This is a genomic window from Streptomyces sp. E2N166, assembly GCF_003671715.1.
In the GTDB taxonomy this organism is placed as follows: domain Bacteria; phylum Actinomycetota; class Actinomycetes; order Streptomycetales; family Streptomycetaceae; genus Streptomyces; species Streptomyces thinghirensis.
In genome coordinates, this window is record NZ_RAIF01000040.1 from 1 (window position 1) to 17,421 (window position 17,421).

Sequence of the window (17,421 nt, forward strand, 5' to 3'; positions counted from 1 at the left end):
CCGCTGCGTCACTGTCTCAGCGACCGCAGCGCTCCTCAGTGTGCCCCGGCCAGTCACCCAATGACCTTGCCCACCCACCCCACCCCCGTCCGTCGGTGCTTCCGCACGTTTTGTGCTGGCGGAACACCGACTCACCGGAACAGCCTTGAGAGGACGACTTCCCCATGAGTCAGGCCCGCTTGCCCGAGGGCGATTGGATCTGCGGCATCAGCGTGAAGCAGCCCTACGCGGCGTGCATTCTCACCGGTGCCAAGCCGGTGGAGAACCGGCCCCGGCCCTGGAAGCCGGGCTGGGTGCTGCTGCACGCCAGCAAGACCATCGACCAGCACGCCCTGCGTCTCCCGCTCGTTGGCCGCACGATCCGCGGCCGCCAGCTGGTGACCGGCGCCGTGCTCGGCGTCGCCCGGATCACCGACTGCCACCAGGACGCCGACCGGTCCGCCCCGTGTTCGGAATGGGCGCACCCCGAGGCCTGGCATCTCGTGCTCGACGACGTCCAGGAGCTGCCCTTGCCCGTTCCCGCGCGCGGCCAGGTCGTGCCCTGGAAGCCGTCACCGGACCTGGTCCGGCGGGTGTTCCAGCAACTGCCCGACTTCCAGCCGTGAGCACCCACCACTGCTCCCGTCCGCGCCGCACCTCCATGAGCGCCGTGAGCGCCGTACCTGGCCGGGCACGGCGCACCACTATTTCCACCCACCGAGCAGGAAGGCCCGTCCGATGATCCGTCGCATGTTCCGTCGCCACGTTCCCGCGCGCCTCTCCCCCGAGGACCAGGCCGCCGTCGATGCGTTCCGCGCGATGCTCGCCGCCCTGCGTTCCCCGGAGCCCTGGACCCCGGGCAGCGCGCAGGACATCGCCGTCAGGGTCGGCCCGTTCATCGAGCGTGCCCACACCCGACCCGGCGACGATCACGGCCCCGACCTCATCGCCGTCGCCCTCCAGGACCCGGGCGGCCCGTACCCGGTCTACGGCGCCCGGCGCTGGAAGCGCGGATGGCTGCGCTGCGAGACAGCGAAGATCCTCGGCGTATGGAACCCGGCCTACGCGTCCCTCACCCACGCCGCCGCCGGCCTCGACCTGCCTGACGACGTAGGCATGGACCCCGCGCACTACGCCCTCTACATCGAAGCCCGCCGGCGCGACGACAGCCGCGACGGCTTCACCCTGCTGCGCCTCGGCCCATACACCCAGACCCGGCACGCGCAGCAGGACTACGACCGCATCACCGCCGCTCTGGACGGACGGGAGACCACCACGGTGCCCGGACACCGCGTCTCCGCACGGTTCGGACCCTTCGGCGTCAGCGACCACCGCCTGTTCACCGACCCTACGAGGCCGACGCCGTCGCGCTGCTGGCCGCGACCATCGAAGGAGCGACCGCATGACCACCACCCCGAGTTCACCGTCGACAAGAACCTGGACGCCGCGTGCGCCGCCGTCACGGGCGAGATCAGCCGCACAGACAGCAAGGCCTCCCTGCTGCTCGCCTTCAACGGCGCGGCGTTGGCTGGCCTCGCCGCCATCGCCGGCCGCGACTTACCCACCGCGACCAAGGCCGTCGGCGCGCTCGCCGTCCTCGCCCTGGGCGCCGCCGCCGTGCTGCTGCTCCTGGTCGTGAGGCCCAACCTGCGGGGCGACGATCGCGCGTCCTTCCCGTACTGGGCACGCCTGACCGACGACGACACCGTCTGGGCCACCATGCACGGCGACACCCGGGCCGCCCGCATCCGCGTCCTGTCGGCCATCGCTGTCGCGAAGTTCCGTGGGCTGCGCCTCGCCATCGACTGCACCCTGGCGGCCCTCGCCCTGCTCACCCTGGCCGCCACGGTCGCACTGCTGTAACCGCGTCTCCCGGCCGTGCCGCACGCCCGCCTCGATGTCCCCGAGGCGGGCGTGCGGCATGAGTGACCCGCCCCTGACCCGTCCACGTTCACCGGCCCGGCCCACGCAGCCATCGGTCACCGACACGAGACGAGGCAACACCGTGACACTCATCAGCCCGAACACCGTCCTCGCGAACGCCCTGACGAACGTGGAGGACGTCCTCGCCCCGCGCATCCGCGCCAGCAAGCCGCAGCGGATCGCCCTGGTGGTGGGCACCCAGATCAACGGCGCCCCGCACGCCGGCACCTCGCTTGTGCAGTCGATGGCGTTCGCCACGGCCGCCCGGCTCCACGACCGTCACGGCCTGCCCGTGGAGGTCCGGTTCTCGGCACTGGACAACGCGCCGCACGACCTGGTCACCGACCCGGTATCGGGCCACCGCTACCAGCGGGCCTACGCTCAGGCCCTCGGCACGGACGGCATCACCAGTCTGGTCGGCGCCCTCTACCGGCCTCTGTTCGACGCCCTGTCGGATCGGCTGGCCGTGCCGTACGGCGTGGAGACCTACTCTCAGCAACAGGCGACCAGCCTCTTCCGGGAGACGTGGCTGCGGGTCCTGCCGCGCCTGGACGCCGCCCGCTGGTGGCTGGCTCCCTCCACCGGAGTGCCGCACCTGCGGCTGCCCTGCCCGCACTCCTGCGGGTGGGCGGAGAAGTACGCGCAACGCACCCGCGTGGAACCGGCCGGCGGCCGCGGCCTGGCCCGCGTGTCGGCGGTCTGCCTGCACCACGGCCCCTACACAGCCACGGTCACGCCCACCGGCGGCGGCTACCTCGACCTCGCCACCCTGTACCGGAACATGGTCAAGGAGCTGGCCGCGCTCGCCGAGCCCGACGTCCTCCAGGTGATGGTCAAGGGCACCGACTGGATGCCCGGAAGCCTCCTGGTCGACGGCGCGCTCCAGGCCGTGGGTCTGTCCCGGGGCCAGCTGCCCGCGCGGCTGTTCTGCCCGATGATCGTCGCCGAGACGGGCGCCAAGCTCTCCAAGAGCCTCATCCGATCCGGGGAGGCGGCGTTGCCCGCAGGCGCCGAACCCTGGATGCTCGACACCCGGAAGTGGCCCGGCACGGTGGGGGAGTTCGCGGACCGCCTGCTGAACCTGGCGGGACTGCTTCTGTCCCACCCCCGGCACTTCTTCCGCTCGTACTCGGCCGCGGAACTGTCGCGGCTGATGCCCGTACCCCAAGGGAGCCCGACTGCATGAGCACCACCTCAGCCCGTGTCATCGAGCTGAACCTGTACCCCCAGTACTTCGACCTCGTGGCCGCCGGCCGCAAGACCCGGGAAGTCCGGGTGAAGTACCCCAAGTTCGACGGCTTGGCGGCCGGTGACCTGATCCGCTTCGCAGTGAAGGACACCGACCGGTCATGTCTGACGCGGGTGACACGGGTCGCCGAGTACACCTCGTTCGAGGACCTCCTGGACGCCGAAGGGCCCTCCCAGGTGAACCCCGAAGCGACCCGTGAGGAGCAACTGGCCAACATCCGGAGCATCTACCCGCCGGAGAAGGAACGGCTGGGGTGCCTGGCCATCGGCATCGAACTGGTCGACTGACCCCAGACAACGAGGCCCCCCGCCGTCGTACATGCCAAGACCCCTGCCACCTGGTCTCCGGGGGCAGGGGCCTTTCGCGTTTCTGGCCGGCCTAGGGTCGGGCACCACCAAGATCGTTCTTGCCCAATTAGGCAAGTCTGCACGTAGAGCGCGGTGGCTTCAGCCTGCTGCTGACTCGGTGAGACTCTCCACGGGCAGCTCAGCGACCGCGGCCAAGTTCTGCGGAGACAGCTGCTCCTTCACCGCCGCCGCGATGCTCTCCGGGGGAGCATCGGAGATGAGCACGGAAGCCGGGAGGCGGCGGTCGCCTCTGCCGGGGTATTAACGGCGCTAACGGTTCGCTGCGGTGCCGCAGGATCACTCCAAGCCAGAGTCTTCGAGACCGATAACGGTCTGCTGCGGTCCCGCTCCGTCCAAACCAGAGGCACCGGAACCGCTAACGCCGTTAACGGTCGACCCCCGCTTCTGCCCCTCATCCGCCGACGCGACGCACGCTTACGCGGCGACGCTGCCCGGGCTTGACCATGACGTACGAGTCCGCTAAGTAGCCGCTCCGCTGGTTCTTGCCCGACGGGGCAGCCCTCGCGAACACGGTGGCTTCAGCCAGCCGCTGACGTTGGAGGACTCGCCACGACAGGTTCCGCAACCGCAGGCGAACGATGCGGACATAGCTGCACCTGCCACGCAGCAACGACGCTCAACTGGGATGGAAGCATCGGTGGTGACGATGAACGCCAAGGGCGCGAGAGCCATCGCTGCTGGCCGTTAACGACGGTAACGGCCAGGCAGCGATACCGCAGGCGGCACCGTGCCCAGGCGGTACATCACGCACGAGGACGGGCTTACACGGCATCAGTGTTGCCACCAGAGCGTGGAGCGCCTAGCCGGGGCGAAGCGTGCGAGCCGTTGAGAGCGGCTACGGGGTTCGGCCATTACGACGTAATAGCGAGCCCTCTCCCCCACCTTGGGGGCACGAACTATTACGACGTAATAGATAGCTGGCGGGCAGTGTCTCCCCCACTGCTGTGGTTACTAACGTGTTGATGCCACTAGCGACCATCAACGTTAGTAAGGTGACCCCATGAGCTCACCAGCCACCTCGAACGACCGAGAGAAGGTCGTATCCAAGCTGCCGGGCTGGCTCCGGCAGAACCTGAAAATCAGGGCAGCACAACACGGCGTCGAGATCCAGACAGCCGTCGAACAAGGCATCAGAGACTGGTGCACCCTGGCCTCTGCCACAGCGACCGTCGACACCACAGGCGCCGACTCCTTCTCAACCTTCCTCCCGCTCGGCCAGTGGGAGGAGTTCCGCCAAGTCGTCGCGGACCGCCGAGTCTCCCTGATCCAAGGGCTCGCCCAGTCCATTCAACTCTGGCTCGACACCAACCCGGCCCCCGACGTCGAACGCCCCGAGGTCACCCGACGGATCATCGTCTGCAACCAGAAGGGCGGCGTAGGCAAGACAGCGATCACAGCCGGCCTCGGCGAAGCCCTTGCCGAAGACCCCAACGCACTGCACGCCGTGCAGATCGCCAAGGCACTCGCCAAGGCCCTCCGCGCCAGCGACATCCAGCCCGATGAGAAGCCAGCCAGCGATCCACTCGAGACCGAGAACCTGCCCGGTCTCGGACTCCGTGTCCTCCTCGTGGACTTCGACCCCCAGTGCCACCTCACCAACCAGCTCGGCGCCAGCCCGCTGCCCATGAACGGTGACAGCCTCACCAACCACATGGCCGGCGACCCGAAGGGCGACCTCCGCGACCTCGTCGTCTCCGTCGACGACGAGCACTTCAACGGCCGACTCCACCTCCTGCCAGCCTGCAACGACGCCTTCCTCCTCGACGTACGCCTGTCCGCAGTACGCGCCAGAGAAGCAGCCCTCGAGCGCGCACTAGCACCCCTCGAACCCGACTACGACGTCATCCTCGTCGACTGTCCGCCCAGCCTCGGCCTCAGCATGGACGCCGCCTCCTACTACGGCCGCCGCCGCGACGGTGAAAGGGCCGGCCAGTCCGGAGCACTCATCGTCGTCCAGGCCGAGGACAGCTCCGCAGACGCCTACGACCTCCTCACCACACAGATCGACGACCTCCGCGGAGACCTCCAAATCGACGTCAACTACCTCGGCATCGTCGTCAACCTCTACGACTCCCGCCGCGGGTACATCGCCACATCCTCACTCCAAGGATGGGTCGACATAAAGGACCCCCGAGTCGTCGGACTCATCGGAGACCTCAAAGAACAGAAAGAAGCAGTCCGCATGAAGCAGCCACTGCTGTCATACGCACCGAAGTCCCAGCAGGCCATCGGTATGCGCGCACTGGCCAGGGAGATCGCATGAGCAAGGCCGACCAGCTGGGCGCAGGCCGGTTCGGTGGGGGAGCGCGACCGCTCAGCGCCCGCCGACAGGCCGTCGCCGCCGCCACCGGAGTACCCACCGACGGCGTCGCCCCGCCCACCGAGCTTCCGCCAGACCGCATCAGCCTCAACCCCGACAACCCCCGCTCCTCCCTCGGTGACCTCACCGACCTGGCAGGCAGCCTCAAGACCCACGGCCAGAAACAAGCGATCACGGTCATGAACCGGGACGCCTACGTCAAAGCGAACCCCGAACTCGAAGCCGACCTCGAACACGACGCCACCCACGTCGTAATCGACGGCAGCAGCCGCCTCGCCGCCGCCCGCGAAGCCGGTCTCGCCACCATCAAGGTCATGGTCAGCGACGACGAAGGCAGCACCTCCGAAGAACTCCTCGAATCCGCACTCGTCGCCAACATCCACCGCCAGGACCTCGAGGAACTGGACGAAGCCCGCGCCCTGCAAAGGCTCCTCGCGATCCACGGCAGCCAGACTGCTCTGGCTAAACGACTCCACCGCTCCCAGGGATGGGTCTCCCAGCGTCTCGCCCTGCTCAACCTCACTCCCGAACTCCAGGCCAGGATCAGCCACGAACCGATCGACCTGCTGCGTGCAGTGGGGAACAAGCCGGCCGAGGAACAAGACGCCGCCCTGCAAGCCCTGAAGGAGCAGCGCGCGCAGAAGGAAGCCGAGCGCAAACAACGTCGCAGCAGCAGGGCTGCGGAGACACGCACTGCCGAACAGCCCGGGGGAGTGGATAAGGCAGACAGCCATTACGGCGTAATAGAGGGAGCCGCGCTCAAGGGCGCGCAGCAAGCCCTCCATTCTGAGGCGGACCGCGCGCTGACGCAGGCAGTGCCGGAGCCGCGGGCCGACAAACCCACACCCCCTCGGACAAGTAACGACGGCGCCGAGGTCGGAGTACGGAAGGTCCCGTACGACGAGCCGGGGAGCCTGGCCATGCTCCTGGACAGGAACGTTGAGAGCGACGACAACTTCTTTGCGCTCCTGCGCTTCCTGGGCATGAAGGCAGTCGCTCGTGATCCGCAGCGGCTGGCCGAACTGCTGAGTGAATTCGCCCAGCACGTTCCGGCACCAGCCGAGTGACTCGGACGATGGTTGGCCAATGGCCTGGCTCGGTCGCGTAGTAACGCAGCCGAGCCAGCAACTCGCGGGGGAGTCGTGGAGCGTTCCCGCTGTGGCCACTGCGCCAGCACGTCATGAGCCTGAGCTGGCGCCACCGACGTTCGTAGGACTGCATTCGCGGTGTCTCGGTCGTGTTCACCACCTGGACCGAGTCGCCGGAGACGACTGCCTGGAAACCCCGCCCCACTTGGGCTGGCCCGACCAGCCCGGCCGAAACGATCAGTACTAGATACGGCACTGTTCAGCATCGGCTCCAGCAGTGGCCACGTCACCGCGGATCTCTTCCACGTTCATGGGCCGGGTCGCTGTCGCAGGTCAAGGAAGCATCGCAGTCGTACACCCGGCTCGCCTGGTTCGTGGGTGGTGCGGTCCGCCGGCGCGAGCGCCCACCGTGTAGCGAGCAGCTCTTGGACCGCGAACGCTGTCTCGTCATCGGCGGCCGCGACCTCCACCACCGCCAGTCCCGGTCCCACCACATGCCCGTCGTTGATCGGCCTCATACCCGGCTCGACGCTCCGACGCATGCCGAGGTTCTTCCGTCCTGCCAGCATCACCCGAACATGTATGGCGAGACGTACGTGCTGACCTCCCGCCGCCTGATCGCGTGCTGTGGACACGGCCGGAACAACCCGCTGTTCCCGGGCAGCCGACCAACGGCTCATGCTCGACCACCACGTGCTACAGGAGCGCTGTGCCGCGCCGGTTCCAGTACGACCATTCCACCCACACGAGCGGCGCACTCGGCGAACGCCTAACAGCGCCCCCTGAAGGGCCGTTACCAACGGCTCATGCTCAAGACCGTGCTGCGCGGCCTGGCCGCCGCCTCCCTCGCCATCCTCCCCCTCGCTGTCACCACGCCCGCCCAAGCGGCAGAAACCCTGCCCCTGACCGACGCCGTCGCCAGCCTGCCGCTGGGCACCGAGTCCCGGGACGGCTACACCCGTTCCAGCTTCCGTCACTGGAACTCCGGCGACGATCCCGCCGACGGCTGCCACACCAGGAACGAGGTCCTGCTCTCCGAAGCCGTCGAGCCGCCCTCGGTCGGCACCAGGTGCAGCCTCACGGGCGGCACCTGGTGGTCGTACTACGACCAGACCTGGGTGACGTCCGCATCTGGCCTGGACATCGACCACATGGTCCCGCTCGCGGAAGCCTGGGACAGCGGCGCATCGGCCTGGACGGCGCAACGCCGCGAGGCTTACGCCAACGACCAGGGCGCCGAGCAATCCCTCGTCGCTGTCACGGCCCGCTCAAACCGGAGCAAGTCCGACCAGGACCCCGCCCAGTGGCTGCCGCCTGCCGCGGACGTGCACTGCCGGTACATCGCCGAATGGGTGGGAACGAAGCTCCGCTGGAGCCTCACCGCCGACGAGACGGAACTCGCCGCGCTTGAGGATGTCGTATCGAGCTGCCTAGACGAGACCGTGACGTACGAGCACGCTCAGTAGCCGCCCCGCTGCCCTCGGGTCGCAGGAAGTTCCCTACCGGGCCGCGAGGTGGAACATGACGACAGAAAACCGACTCCCACTGGCCAAGCTTGGTGCAGTGAGCACGCGGCCGGGCCCAGAAGACCTCGCGCTGTCTTCCGGGCCCGGCCGCGTTCCGGGCGGGTGATCTATCGACCGGGAGCCGTGACCCATCCGTACGCGTTCGCAGTTGAACGGATGTGACACGACTGATGATCGCCGCTGCTGCGGCAACCACGTTCGCCGCTACCACGCTGCTCGCCCCGGCCGCTGAAGCCGCCCCCGCTCCCACCACGGTGGCCTCTGCGCTCGCCAAGGCATGCGCCACCAAGTGGAAAGCGAAGCAGCGCGTTGCCGTGCGCCGTCCGGCAGGGCCGGTGGCCACCATGAATTCTCCGGTCCACCACTACCTGCACAAGGGACAGGTAGTGGGCTCCTGCGTCGCGGCCGTCGCTCGCACCGAGAGCGGGCCGGCCTACCGGGCGTGCGGAGGCGAGGGGCACCTGTGGCGCATTGTCTCGGGAGGCCAGGTGCCGCAGAGTTGCCTCAAACGTGCTTAATTGCAATAAATGCACCATGCGGTGTGGTGAGACTGCCGTTTAGGCGAAGATGCCCGCCTCGCCCCTCTCTGGCAAGTAGCGATCACGGAGGCGGGCGAAGGCAGTACGGTCCGGAAAGTGCGGGAGGAAGCGCTTGATTCGTTCAGCACACTCCCGCGGGCTTGCCGTACTGGTGTCGCATTCCAGGTCATAGTCGCCGTGTCGGTGGACAAGGTCGTATTGGTGCTCGGCAAGACCAGGTGGGCGATCCCCGCGCGCCCGCTCCCGAAGTCTGAGTTCCTCCAAAGGGCAGTGGACACCCACGAACAGCACGTCCTCGGGACATAGGACCGACAGGCAATCGAGCAGCCGCCACGGCTCGCTGAGCACGTGGTCCACGATGACGTCGTTGCCCACGTCGGCCATGGCTGCGATTGAGCGATGGAAGCCCATCCTGGTCCGGCGCAGCGCTGCGTCGAGCTCCTCCGGGCCGATTGCCCGCTTTGTGCGCATCGCGTTGAAGCTGTCCACCGACAAGTGGAAGAAGACGCCATCGTCGAGAACGTTGAGCAGCTCGCGAGCGATGCTCGACTTTCCTGAACTGGACGTGCCGTTAAGGAAGATGATCCGACCAGCTGTCATGCGGGCATGATCACACGACTTCCGCCCTGACGGTGTGACCGATTGGCCTCCGCCCTCAGCACAGACCTGCCATGCCACCGTGGTGAAGCTGAAGAATTGTGCACACCAGAGATACCGCCTCTTCACCAGTAAAACGTGCCTAATCGGCACACGATTTTGGTCATGGCCCAGGACCGTACGCGGCACGTCCTCTGGCGCGGCCGGTCAGGCGGCACATGGACCGCGTCACGAGTCGCCCTCCAGGAGGCGGGCCACCACGGCGCGGGCCGCTCCTGAGAACGTGGCGCCGATCACGGCCAGGGCGCCCTTCTTCGCGAACTCCCGACGCGGGTCCGGCGTCAGCTGCTGAGGCGCCGGCACATGCTGCTGGTCGCGCTGCTCGTTGTTGCTCACTGTTCCTCCAAGAGCTGCTCGAAAAAGGTCCTCCCGTCCCGGGCAGGGCGGGGGAGGCGACAATCCCCAAGCGGCGGGGTAGACCCCCCACTCCTTCACCCCTTCAGGGCGGCCTCGGGGCGTGGTCGACAGGGCCGAACACGAGAACGGCCTCCGAGAGCGGAGGCCGATGCGGATCGTCGTGGAGACGCAGATCAGATAGCGGTTCGATTGCTCTAAGGAAGTCGGCGACCCGGCCCTGCCGCTGATCGAGTACTCACGCCATTCGTTGGTTCATCAGGCCGTACGGAAGAACGAACTCCAGGGGGTGCTAGCGCTTCCCCGGTGACGGCCTCTGGACCAACGTCGCCGGCGGCGATGGAATCGCCTGCATGATCGGGCGAGTCGTGGTCGGTGTGCAGCGGCAGTTGCTGCGCCATCGTCGGCGCGAGCTACCGTGGTCTAACGGCCGGGAATAGTGCACGGCCGGAACACTGCCTCTTCACCAGTAAAACGTGCTTAATTGCATCAGATGCGGCCTTAAGTGCCTTGGCGAGATCGTCTCCTGGGCAGGTCAGTGCTCCTGAAGCGCTCTATAGAGGTTGTCCCGCAAATAATTTGAGGCGTGCAGGCTGACCTGCCCGTTTAACTGTCATCCGGTGAGTGTGAGGTTGTACAGGCGTGCGATGCCGAGCATGGCGTGGTGGACGCCTTCGCCTTTGAGCCGGCAGTCGCGCAGGATCTTCCAGCTCTTCATGCGGGCGAAGGAGTGCTCGACGCGGGCGCGGACCTTGCGGTGGGAGGCGTTGTGCTCCTCCTTCCAGGCCGACAGTTCAGGTGACGCCGCCCTGGATGCCGTCACCGATGACAAGTACACCTGGGTGTGAACTCGAGGCCCACAGTGCCTCAGCTCCCAGCACCCCGATCGACCTACCTGACACCAGGGCATGCCGCCTTCTTGCGGAAGGGGAGGGCGCTATGGAGCAAGCGGCGTGTTTTGCGGCCGACTCGGTGCCGACTGGCCGGTCGACGCCTGAGAGACGTCCCAAGAACGCCCGAGGGACACCGGTGGAACGCGGGCGGCGGATCCTGGGCGGGTGCGGAGCGGGATAGAGACGGTGCTTCGCATGCCGGCGCACATCGGTGATCGCCGGGCCGGTGATCACCGAGGCATGGCCGGTGGGTGCGTTGAGTTCCGCACGGGGCGACACGGATCGAGGAAGAGTTTGATGAACGATGACTTCCGTATCTATCTGCGGACCGAGCGGTCCGCGTACCGCCTAGGTGAGCCGGTACTGGTCACTTTTCAGATGATCAATGTCAGTGAGCACGCTTACCGACTGCTGGCGGATGACACCCCTTTCGAGGGTGACGAGGTCTTCCAGTACTTCGAGGTCCGGCGTGAGGGCGAACTTGTCCCGTACGACGGACGGTTCGTCAAGCGCGGGGAACCGGCCGAGTCTTCCTACCGGTTCGTCGCTGCCGGCGAAACAGTGTCGGTGACGGACGACCTCACCACGGCATACCCAATCGACAGGGCGGGCACGTACACCGTCAGCCTCGACGCCGAGATCGCCGACGCCATTGTGGCGGGTGGCAAGACGTCTCAGGTGCGCTCACGCGACGAACATGAGGGTTTCCGGCTCGACCCGGTCTCCGTGACCTTCGACGTGGTTGGCGACGGCGAGCCTCGGTTGACGGTGGCGGAGAGAGTGCGGCGCGGCACGGACGGCCCGCAGCCTGTGTCGGTGAGTCTGCCGGAAGCGAAGATGGTTTCTGGTGTCCCAGTGCTCATCGGGGGGACGGCGGCCGAGAGGAACGCGGCGCGCCAAGCTCACGAGAACGCGGGCGTGTTCGCCGAGATGTCGGTGTACCAGCTGCTATTTGTGGCCGGGGCCACCAACACGATGTACGCGGAGTGGTTCGGCACCTACGACGCTGCTCGCTACGCGAGCGTCCGCCAGCACTACACCGACATCAGCGCTGTGATCGCCGGGCAAACCGTCACCTATGACCTCACGGGTACGGGCTGCCAGCCGGGTTGGTACGCCTACACCTACCGCAACACGCGCAAGGTCTGGTTCTGCTCGGGGTTCTGGTCGGCCCCGTTGACGGGAGAGGACTCCAAGTTCGGCACCGTCGTGCACGAACTCAGTCATGCCGTGTGCAGAACGAGCGACCTCGCGTACGGCGCGAGCGGAGCACACAGCCTGGCGTCGACGAATCCGGCCGACGCGATACGCAACGCGGACAACCACGAGTACTTCACCGAGCACCTCGCCGAATCGGTGATCACCGCTCCCATCTTGTGGAACAACGGCAAGGCCTATGTGTTCACCGCCGGGAAGTACTTGCGCATTGACGTCGCCCTGGACAAGGTCGACCACGGCCCGGCCCGTATCACGTCTGGATGGACCGGTGTCTTCCCGGACCGCGTGGACGCCGGTGTTCTGTGGCCCGGGGGTAAGGATGCGTACTTCTTCAGGGGCTCGGAGTATGTGCGTTTCAACGTCGCTCAGGACGAGGTCGCTCCCGGGTATCCACTCGAGATCGGCCCCTACTGGGAGGGCCTGTTCCCGGCGGGCATCGACGCCTGCCTGGTGTGGCCGGGCGGCCAGCGCGTGTACTTCTTCCGCGGCTCTCAGTACAGCCGTTTCGACGTGGACGACAGTCATCCGCTGGGCGGGAAGGTGCCCCTCGGTTACCCGCGTCAGATCAGCGAGGGCTGGCCGGGCATCTGGACGGCGAATCTCACCGGCGCCGTCACGTGGACTGGCGGCAACGTGTACTTCTTCCGCGGTGCGGAGTACATGATCTACCGGGTCTCCGATGACACCGTCACAGGACCCTGGCCGATCAGCGTCAAATGGAATGGCCTGCCCTGAAACGCCACGATTCGGCTGGGAAATGTGACCGGCGATATCACGGGGCTAGGTGGGCATCAAAGCCTGTACCAACTGGGCCATTTGGCGGGAAGGAGCGACCCTTAGCTCCCGGTGCAGGAAGGCCCGGTAGTCCTGATAGCGTCTCAGGGCACTGGCGACGTTGCCCTCGCTTATGTGGACCTCTATGGCAATGCGGTGGGGGGTCTCCCTGAAGGGGTCGATGGCGATGGCCGCCAGCGCTGCCTGGAGAGCGGGGAGGTAATTACCCGCGCTCTGAAACTGCTGCGCCAGACTCTCCAGCGCGTACACCCGCATCTGGCCCCAGCGCTCGCGTTCCATGGGCAGCCATTCCTCGGTCCAACCCGGCAGCAGTTCCCGGCTCAGACCGGCGATGAGATGGTCCGCCTCAGTCGGCAGCGGTCTCTGCCCGGTGATGACCTGACGAGCGACATCCTGCACCTGGTGCAGATCGACCCGTATCGACGAGGTCAGGGCCAATCGCTGCCCGACACTGTTGATCAAGCCGAGGGAGTCGATCCGCCGTGCGTGGCACAGGGCCGACCGCAGGTTCGCGGCCGCGCGAGCGGACGTGCAGTCGAGCCAGAGCTGTTCCGCTACCGCCGTCCGGTGCGCACCGTCTTCCTGCAGCGCGAGATAGGCCAGCAGACGCTGCGCCCCTAATGGGACGGAGAGTCTCTGGCCAGCGCTGCTGAGCTCGAAGGGCCCCAGGAGTTCGAGGCGGATGTCATTCCAAGACACATCCCCTACTGTGCAACCGGCATCTGCCAGCCGCACCTGCGGTGCACCCTTCTCCGGTACGGCTGCACCCCTTCTGGCGTGCAAAAACGTGTGAGCAATGAACCAGCGACGCTAAAGAGACGCACCCGCGACGCTGCGCGGAACACCACCGGAACGGGCACGGGGGACGCTCGTCTTCGAGTCGGTCTCCATCCGGTCGTCTCGCAGACACCGAAGGGTGCCCGGCGACCGGAGCCACGAGTCCGAAGGGAGCCTTTTATGCGCATCCGGTCCGTGCTCCACGGTCTCGAACAGCAGGAGGAACTCCTCGGTGACCCCGAGGTGTGTATCGCCGTGCTCGACGGGCCAGCGGACCTCTCGCATCCCTGCTTCGCGGGCGCTGACCTCACACGGTTGGACACCCTGGTGCAGGACCCGGCCGGTGCAGGGCCGATGTCCATGCACGGTACGCACGTGGCGAGCCTGCTCTTCGGCCAGCCGAATAGCCCTGTGACAGGCATTGCCCCACGGTGCCGGGGACTGATCCTCCCAGTGTTCCGGGACTCCCAGGAATGGCGGGTGCCACAGCTCGACTTGGCACGCGCCATTGAGCGAGCCGTACAGGAAGGCGCGCACATCATCAACGTCAGCGGGGGGGAGCGCACTCCTGATGGCCAAGCCGACAGCCTACTGCAGCGAGCACTGCGCCTGTGTGAAGACAACGGAGTCCTCGTCGTCGCGGCTGTCGGAAACGACGGCTGCGACTGCCTGCAGGCACCTGCCGCAGCACCGTCCGTACTCGCCGTCGGGGCGGCCGGGCCGATGGGAGAGCCCCTTGCGAGTAACAACTGGGGCGCCGCGTACGGCAAGAATGGTGTTCTCGCCCCCGGTTTGAACATCGAGGGTGCTGCACCGGGTGGGCGGCAACTGCCCCTGACCGGCAGCAGCTTCGCCACGCCCGCAGTCGCCGGGGTTGCCGCGCTGTTGGCCGCGGCACAGCTGCGGGCCAGACGACAAGTGGCCCCACTCGAGGCTAAACAGGCCATCCTCGACACAGCAGCGGGCCCCTCCTGTTCGCCCGGCGACTCACCCGAATGCCGCCGAAACCTCGGCGGCCATCTCGACGCCGTCGGCGCCTACCGCCTCGTCACGCGAGGCACAACCCCCAACGATCCTGACCCAGCCTCGGTCCCGCTCCGCGACGTGCAGCCGGCAGCGTGGCCCGCCGGGGCCGCCTCCGAGTCGGGGGTGAACGCCGCTGGCGAACCCTCATCGCTCCGGACGCCCCGGTCCGTACCGAACGAGGGAGCCATTGCCATGCACACCGATCAAGCAGACATGAGCGAGGACGCCGACGGTGCAGGTGAGAGGGCCCCTGCCTCTGACGAGGCACCCGTCACCCGCCCGCTCGGGAAGCTTCCTCCGCCTGAGAGCGAGGGCGCCGACGGTGCAGGTGAGAGGACCGGTGCCGCTGATGAGGCACCCGTCGCCCACGCGTCCGGAACGCTCATTGCGAGTAAGGCGCAGCCCACGCCACCCCGGCCGGACGGCCACGCCACCGAAGTGGCCGCGCCCCAGGATTCGTCTTTCGAGCCCCACGTAAGCAAAGGAAGCAATGCCATGGACAGTCCTTCCGCAGCCGTCGCCGCGTCCGGTGCAACCGCCAGCGCAGCCGAGACGCCCCCTACTGCGGCTCCCGTGGCGCAGACCGCGCCTGGGGGACAGGTCCAGGTACAGGAGAGGCCTCCCTCGTCGGGCTGCGGCTGCGGAGGCACTACGGCCTCGGGCTGTCAGTGCGGGGGAAACGGCCACGGTGCACGCCGTCAGTTGATCTACGCGATCGGCACGATCGGATTCGACTTCCAGACGGAGGCCCGCAGGGACTTCTTCCGCCAGCAGATGCCTGCGGCTGTGGTAGCGACGAAGGACGGCAACGAGACCGAGAGCCCGCCGAACATCTACGACCCGCGGCAGCTGTACGCCTTCCTGGCAAAGAAGCCGTGGATGTGCGACAAGCTGACCTGGACGCTGATGCTGGACAGTACGGCCATCTATGCACTCGAGGCAGAGACGCCCATGGGCATGGACTGGCACCAACCCTTGATCAGCAACCCGAAAGCGACGCCAGACCAGGTCGGGGCCGCAGCGAAGACCACCGCCGGGGACGAGGCACGACTCGCTCAGGTCCTCGAGACACTCTCGTATCCGCCGGTTTCGCACGTGTACCGGATCTTCCGGGACGCCATTTTGGGTCAGATCCAACCCACGGACGACCCGAACTACGTCTCGCGGGTATCGATCCCCGGCGAGCTGACCGGCCGCACGACGCGGCTCTACAGCGGGATGGAAGTTCCCGTGGTCAGGGTTCGGGCAACCGACCAGCTCGCCACCTGGAACGAGGCCGCGCTCGTCGACGCCGTGGTCAAGGCGGTCAAGGGGACCTACACCACTGACACGCAGGACCCGTCGGCCAAGGAAGCCCATCTCAGGACGACCGTGCATGCACTCCTGGACTCGGTCTACTACCGGTTCCGCAACCTCGGCCAGAGCGCCCCCGACCGAGCCCTGAACTTCGCCGGAACCAACGCGTTCCTCGTTGGAGCCCAGCTCCAGCAGGGCCTCCTGTCCGCCCAGTACGTCCCGGGAGCGAAGGACAACTTCTACACACTCGACAACGTCACCGTCGCCAAGAGCCCGTACGGCCGACCTGGTTCGGACTGCTGGGACGTGACCCTCCACTTCTTCGACCCCGAGGACGACCGGCGAGCGAGGGTCTCCTACCTGTTCACCTTCGACGTCAGCGATGACCCCGTCTCTCTCGGTCCCGTCCACCACTTCATCGGCTCTTGAGCGGCGCAGCCGGCCAACGCGGCCGAGTAGCGCGAGAACAAGGAGGTCAAGCCATGGACTTCAGCAACCGGCCCAGGATCACTCTTCCTGTCCAAGCCCCGCCCGTGTACCGGGACGAGCAGACCGAACAAGCGGCCCGGACCGCCGAGGCCGGCGTGGAGAGCGCCGCTTCGGGCTGCGGCAATCTGACCGGCCCGGCCCGGCAGATGTGCTACCTCCAGCGCTACGGGCTCACCACCTGACGCGAGCACCCGTCCTCCACGCACAGGGAGGAGAGCACCATGACCATCTACCAGCCCCCGGCGAACGCCGCCGGCCCAGCCGCTCTCCAGCTGCCCATGCAGAACTCTCCAGTGGTCCGCAACCTTGCGGGTTGCGGAGCGGTCGGCGTCACCGCGGGCATCGAGGCGGACTTCGACCTCTTCGGATCGCTGGGCGAACCCTCGACGAGATGATCGGCAGCTCCGTCGGCCAGCTCGCCGAAGCCCTACCCAGCTTCTTCGGAGAGTTTTGAGGGCGCTCGATGCGTCGATGAGGGCGGCATGCCCCGGCGAGAACCCGACGACGAGAGGAAAGAACCATGACGAACCAACCCCTGGAGAGCATGGCAGCCCCGGCCATGCTTCAGGTGCCCGCACAGGTACCCCCGATCGACCGAGGGATCATGCCCGCGGGCACTGGCGGCGACAGCGCGGGCGTCGAGGCCGACATCCTGATGGGGGATGACCCGAACCCGTTCAGGCTGCCCCCCTGGTTCCGGTCTCCGATCGTGTACTAGCGGCCCCTGCGACGGCGAACCAGCGCGTCGCCCGCCCATGAGCGTGCGAGCGGGGGACTTCCCCACTCGCATGGAGAAGGTGAAAGGAGAAGCAAATGAACGAGCTGACCCAGCACGACGAGGTGCAGCCGGCGTCCGCCATGCTGCAGATGCCGCTGCAGACCCCTCCGATCGACCGGACAGCAGCCGTGGCCGCGAACGCCGAC

At 67.1% G+C, this 17,421-nt stretch carries 16 protein-coding genes and 1 pseudogene; 12 read left to right on the forward strand and 5 right to left on the reverse strand.

Going from position 1 to position 17,421, the window contains the following annotated elements:
* Window positions 1–164: 164 nt before the first annotated feature.
* From EBH09_RS36915 to EBH09_RS36945, 6 genes are all read left to right on the forward strand, one after another.
* Window positions 165–605: a hypothetical protein gene (locus tag EBH09_RS36915; RefSeq protein ID WP_121751229.1), complete on the forward strand. Its 441-nt coding sequence runs from the start codon at window positions 165–167 to the stop codon at window positions 603–605.
* 124 nt (window positions 606–729) lie between these two features.
* Window positions 730–1,842 carry a Pycsar system effector family protein gene (locus EBH09_RS40050; RefSeq protein WP_345940977.1) on the forward strand — a complete coding sequence of 371 codons (1,113 nt, stop codon included), beginning with the start codon at window positions 730–732 and terminating at the stop codon, window positions 1,840–1,842.
* A gap of 142 nt (window positions 1,843–1,984) precedes the next feature.
* Window positions 1,985–3,088: a hypothetical protein gene (locus EBH09_RS39715; protein ID WP_238697604.1), complete on the forward strand. Its 1,104-nt coding sequence runs from the start codon at window positions 1,985–1,987 to the stop codon at window positions 3,086–3,088.
* Complete coding sequence (locus EBH09_RS36935; RefSeq protein ID WP_121751230.1) at window positions 3,085–3,438, forward strand: ASCH domain-containing protein; 354 nt, start codon at window positions 3,085–3,087, stop codon at window positions 3,436–3,438. Before EBH09_RS39715 ends, EBH09_RS36935 begins: the two co-directional genes overlap by 4 nt.
* A 1,081-nt stretch (window positions 3,439–4,519) precedes the next feature.
* The gene (locus tag EBH09_RS36940) at window positions 4,520–5,782 is read left to right on the forward strand and encodes a ParA family protein (protein ID WP_121751231.1); all 1,263 of its coding nucleotides are present in this window, start codon (window positions 4,520–4,522) and stop codon (window positions 5,780–5,782) included.
* Window positions 5,779–6,906 (forward strand): ParB/RepB/Spo0J family partition protein, encoded by a 1,128-nt coding sequence (locus tag EBH09_RS36945; protein ID WP_121751232.1) that lies wholly within the window; start codon window positions 5,779–5,781, stop codon window positions 6,904–6,906. Before EBH09_RS36940 ends, EBH09_RS36945 begins: the two co-directional genes overlap by 4 nt.
* Before the next feature lie 329 nt (window positions 6,907–7,235).
* Here EBH09_RS36945 and EBH09_RS40055 read toward each other — a convergent pair whose 3' ends face one another.
* Window positions 7,236–7,607 (reverse strand): DUF6207 family protein, encoded by a 372-nt coding sequence (locus tag EBH09_RS40055; RefSeq protein ID WP_345940978.1) that lies wholly within the window; start codon window positions 7,605–7,607, stop codon window positions 7,236–7,238.
* Window positions 7,608–7,733: 126 nt separating this feature from the next.
* Between EBH09_RS40055 and EBH09_RS36955 the strand changes: the two genes are divergently transcribed.
* Complete coding sequence (locus tag EBH09_RS36955) at window positions 7,734–8,393, forward strand: HNH endonuclease family protein (RefSeq protein ID WP_121751233.1); 660 nt, start codon at window positions 7,734–7,736, stop codon at window positions 8,391–8,393.
* Window positions 8,394–9,010: 617 nt separating this feature from the next.
* Here EBH09_RS36955 and EBH09_RS36965 read toward each other — a convergent pair.
* From EBH09_RS36965 to EBH09_RS36970, 3 genes and pseudogenes are all read right to left on the reverse strand, one after another.
* A complete protein-coding gene (locus EBH09_RS36965; RefSeq protein WP_121751235.1) occupies window positions 9,011–9,592 on the reverse strand; it encodes an AAA family ATPase in 582 nt (193 codons plus the stop codon).
* A 225-nt stretch (window positions 9,593–9,817) separates the two neighbouring features.
* Window positions 9,818–9,985 (reverse strand): hypothetical protein, encoded by a 168-nt coding sequence (locus tag EBH09_RS38175; RefSeq protein WP_193776778.1) that lies wholly within the window; start codon window positions 9,983–9,985, stop codon window positions 9,818–9,820.
* A 631-nt stretch (window positions 9,986–10,616) separates the two neighbouring features.
* Window positions 10,617–10,787: pseudogene (locus EBH09_RS36970) on the reverse strand (transposase); the annotation flags it as partial.
* 406 nt (window positions 10,788–11,193) lie between these two features.
* On the opposite strand from EBH09_RS36970, the gene EBH09_RS36975 reads away from it, so the two are divergent.
* The gene (locus EBH09_RS36975) at window positions 11,194–12,849 is read left to right on the forward strand and encodes a M35 family metallo-endopeptidase (RefSeq protein WP_193776779.1); all 1,656 of its coding nucleotides are present in this window, start codon (window positions 11,194–11,196) and stop codon (window positions 12,847–12,849) included.
* A 45-nt stretch (window positions 12,850–12,894) separates the two neighbouring features.
* Here the strand turns inward: EBH09_RS36975 and EBH09_RS36980 are convergent, their stop codons facing one another.
* Complete coding sequence (locus tag EBH09_RS36980; RefSeq protein ID WP_121751237.1) at window positions 12,895–13,608, reverse strand: BTAD domain-containing putative transcriptional regulator; 714 nt, start codon at window positions 13,606–13,608, stop codon at window positions 12,895–12,897.
* 258 nt (window positions 13,609–13,866) lie between these two features.
* On the opposite strand from EBH09_RS36980, the gene EBH09_RS38180 reads away from it, so the two are divergent.
* The 4 genes from EBH09_RS38180 to EBH09_RS36995 all read left to right on the forward strand — a co-directional run bounded on the left by EBH09_RS38180 (window position 13,867) and on the right by EBH09_RS36995 (window position 17,215).
* Entirely contained in the window at window positions 13,867–16,437 is a 2,571-nt protein-coding gene (locus EBH09_RS38180) for a S8 family serine peptidase (RefSeq protein WP_193776780.1), read from the forward strand.
* A 53-nt stretch (window positions 16,438–16,490) separates the two neighbouring features.
* Complete coding sequence (locus EBH09_RS36990) at window positions 16,491–16,679, forward strand: hypothetical protein (protein ID WP_121751238.1); 189 nt, start codon at window positions 16,491–16,493, stop codon at window positions 16,677–16,679.
* A 39-nt stretch (window positions 16,680–16,718) separates the two neighbouring features.
* Entirely contained in the window at window positions 16,719–16,892 is a 174-nt protein-coding gene (locus tag EBH09_RS38185) for a hypothetical protein (RefSeq protein ID WP_193776781.1), read from the forward strand.
* A gap of 125 nt (window positions 16,893–17,017) precedes the next feature.
* A complete protein-coding gene (locus tag EBH09_RS36995) occupies window positions 17,018–17,215 on the forward strand; it encodes a hypothetical protein (RefSeq protein WP_121751239.1) in 198 nt (65 codons plus the stop codon).
* The last annotated feature ends 206 nt before the right edge of the window (window positions 17,216–17,421 follow it).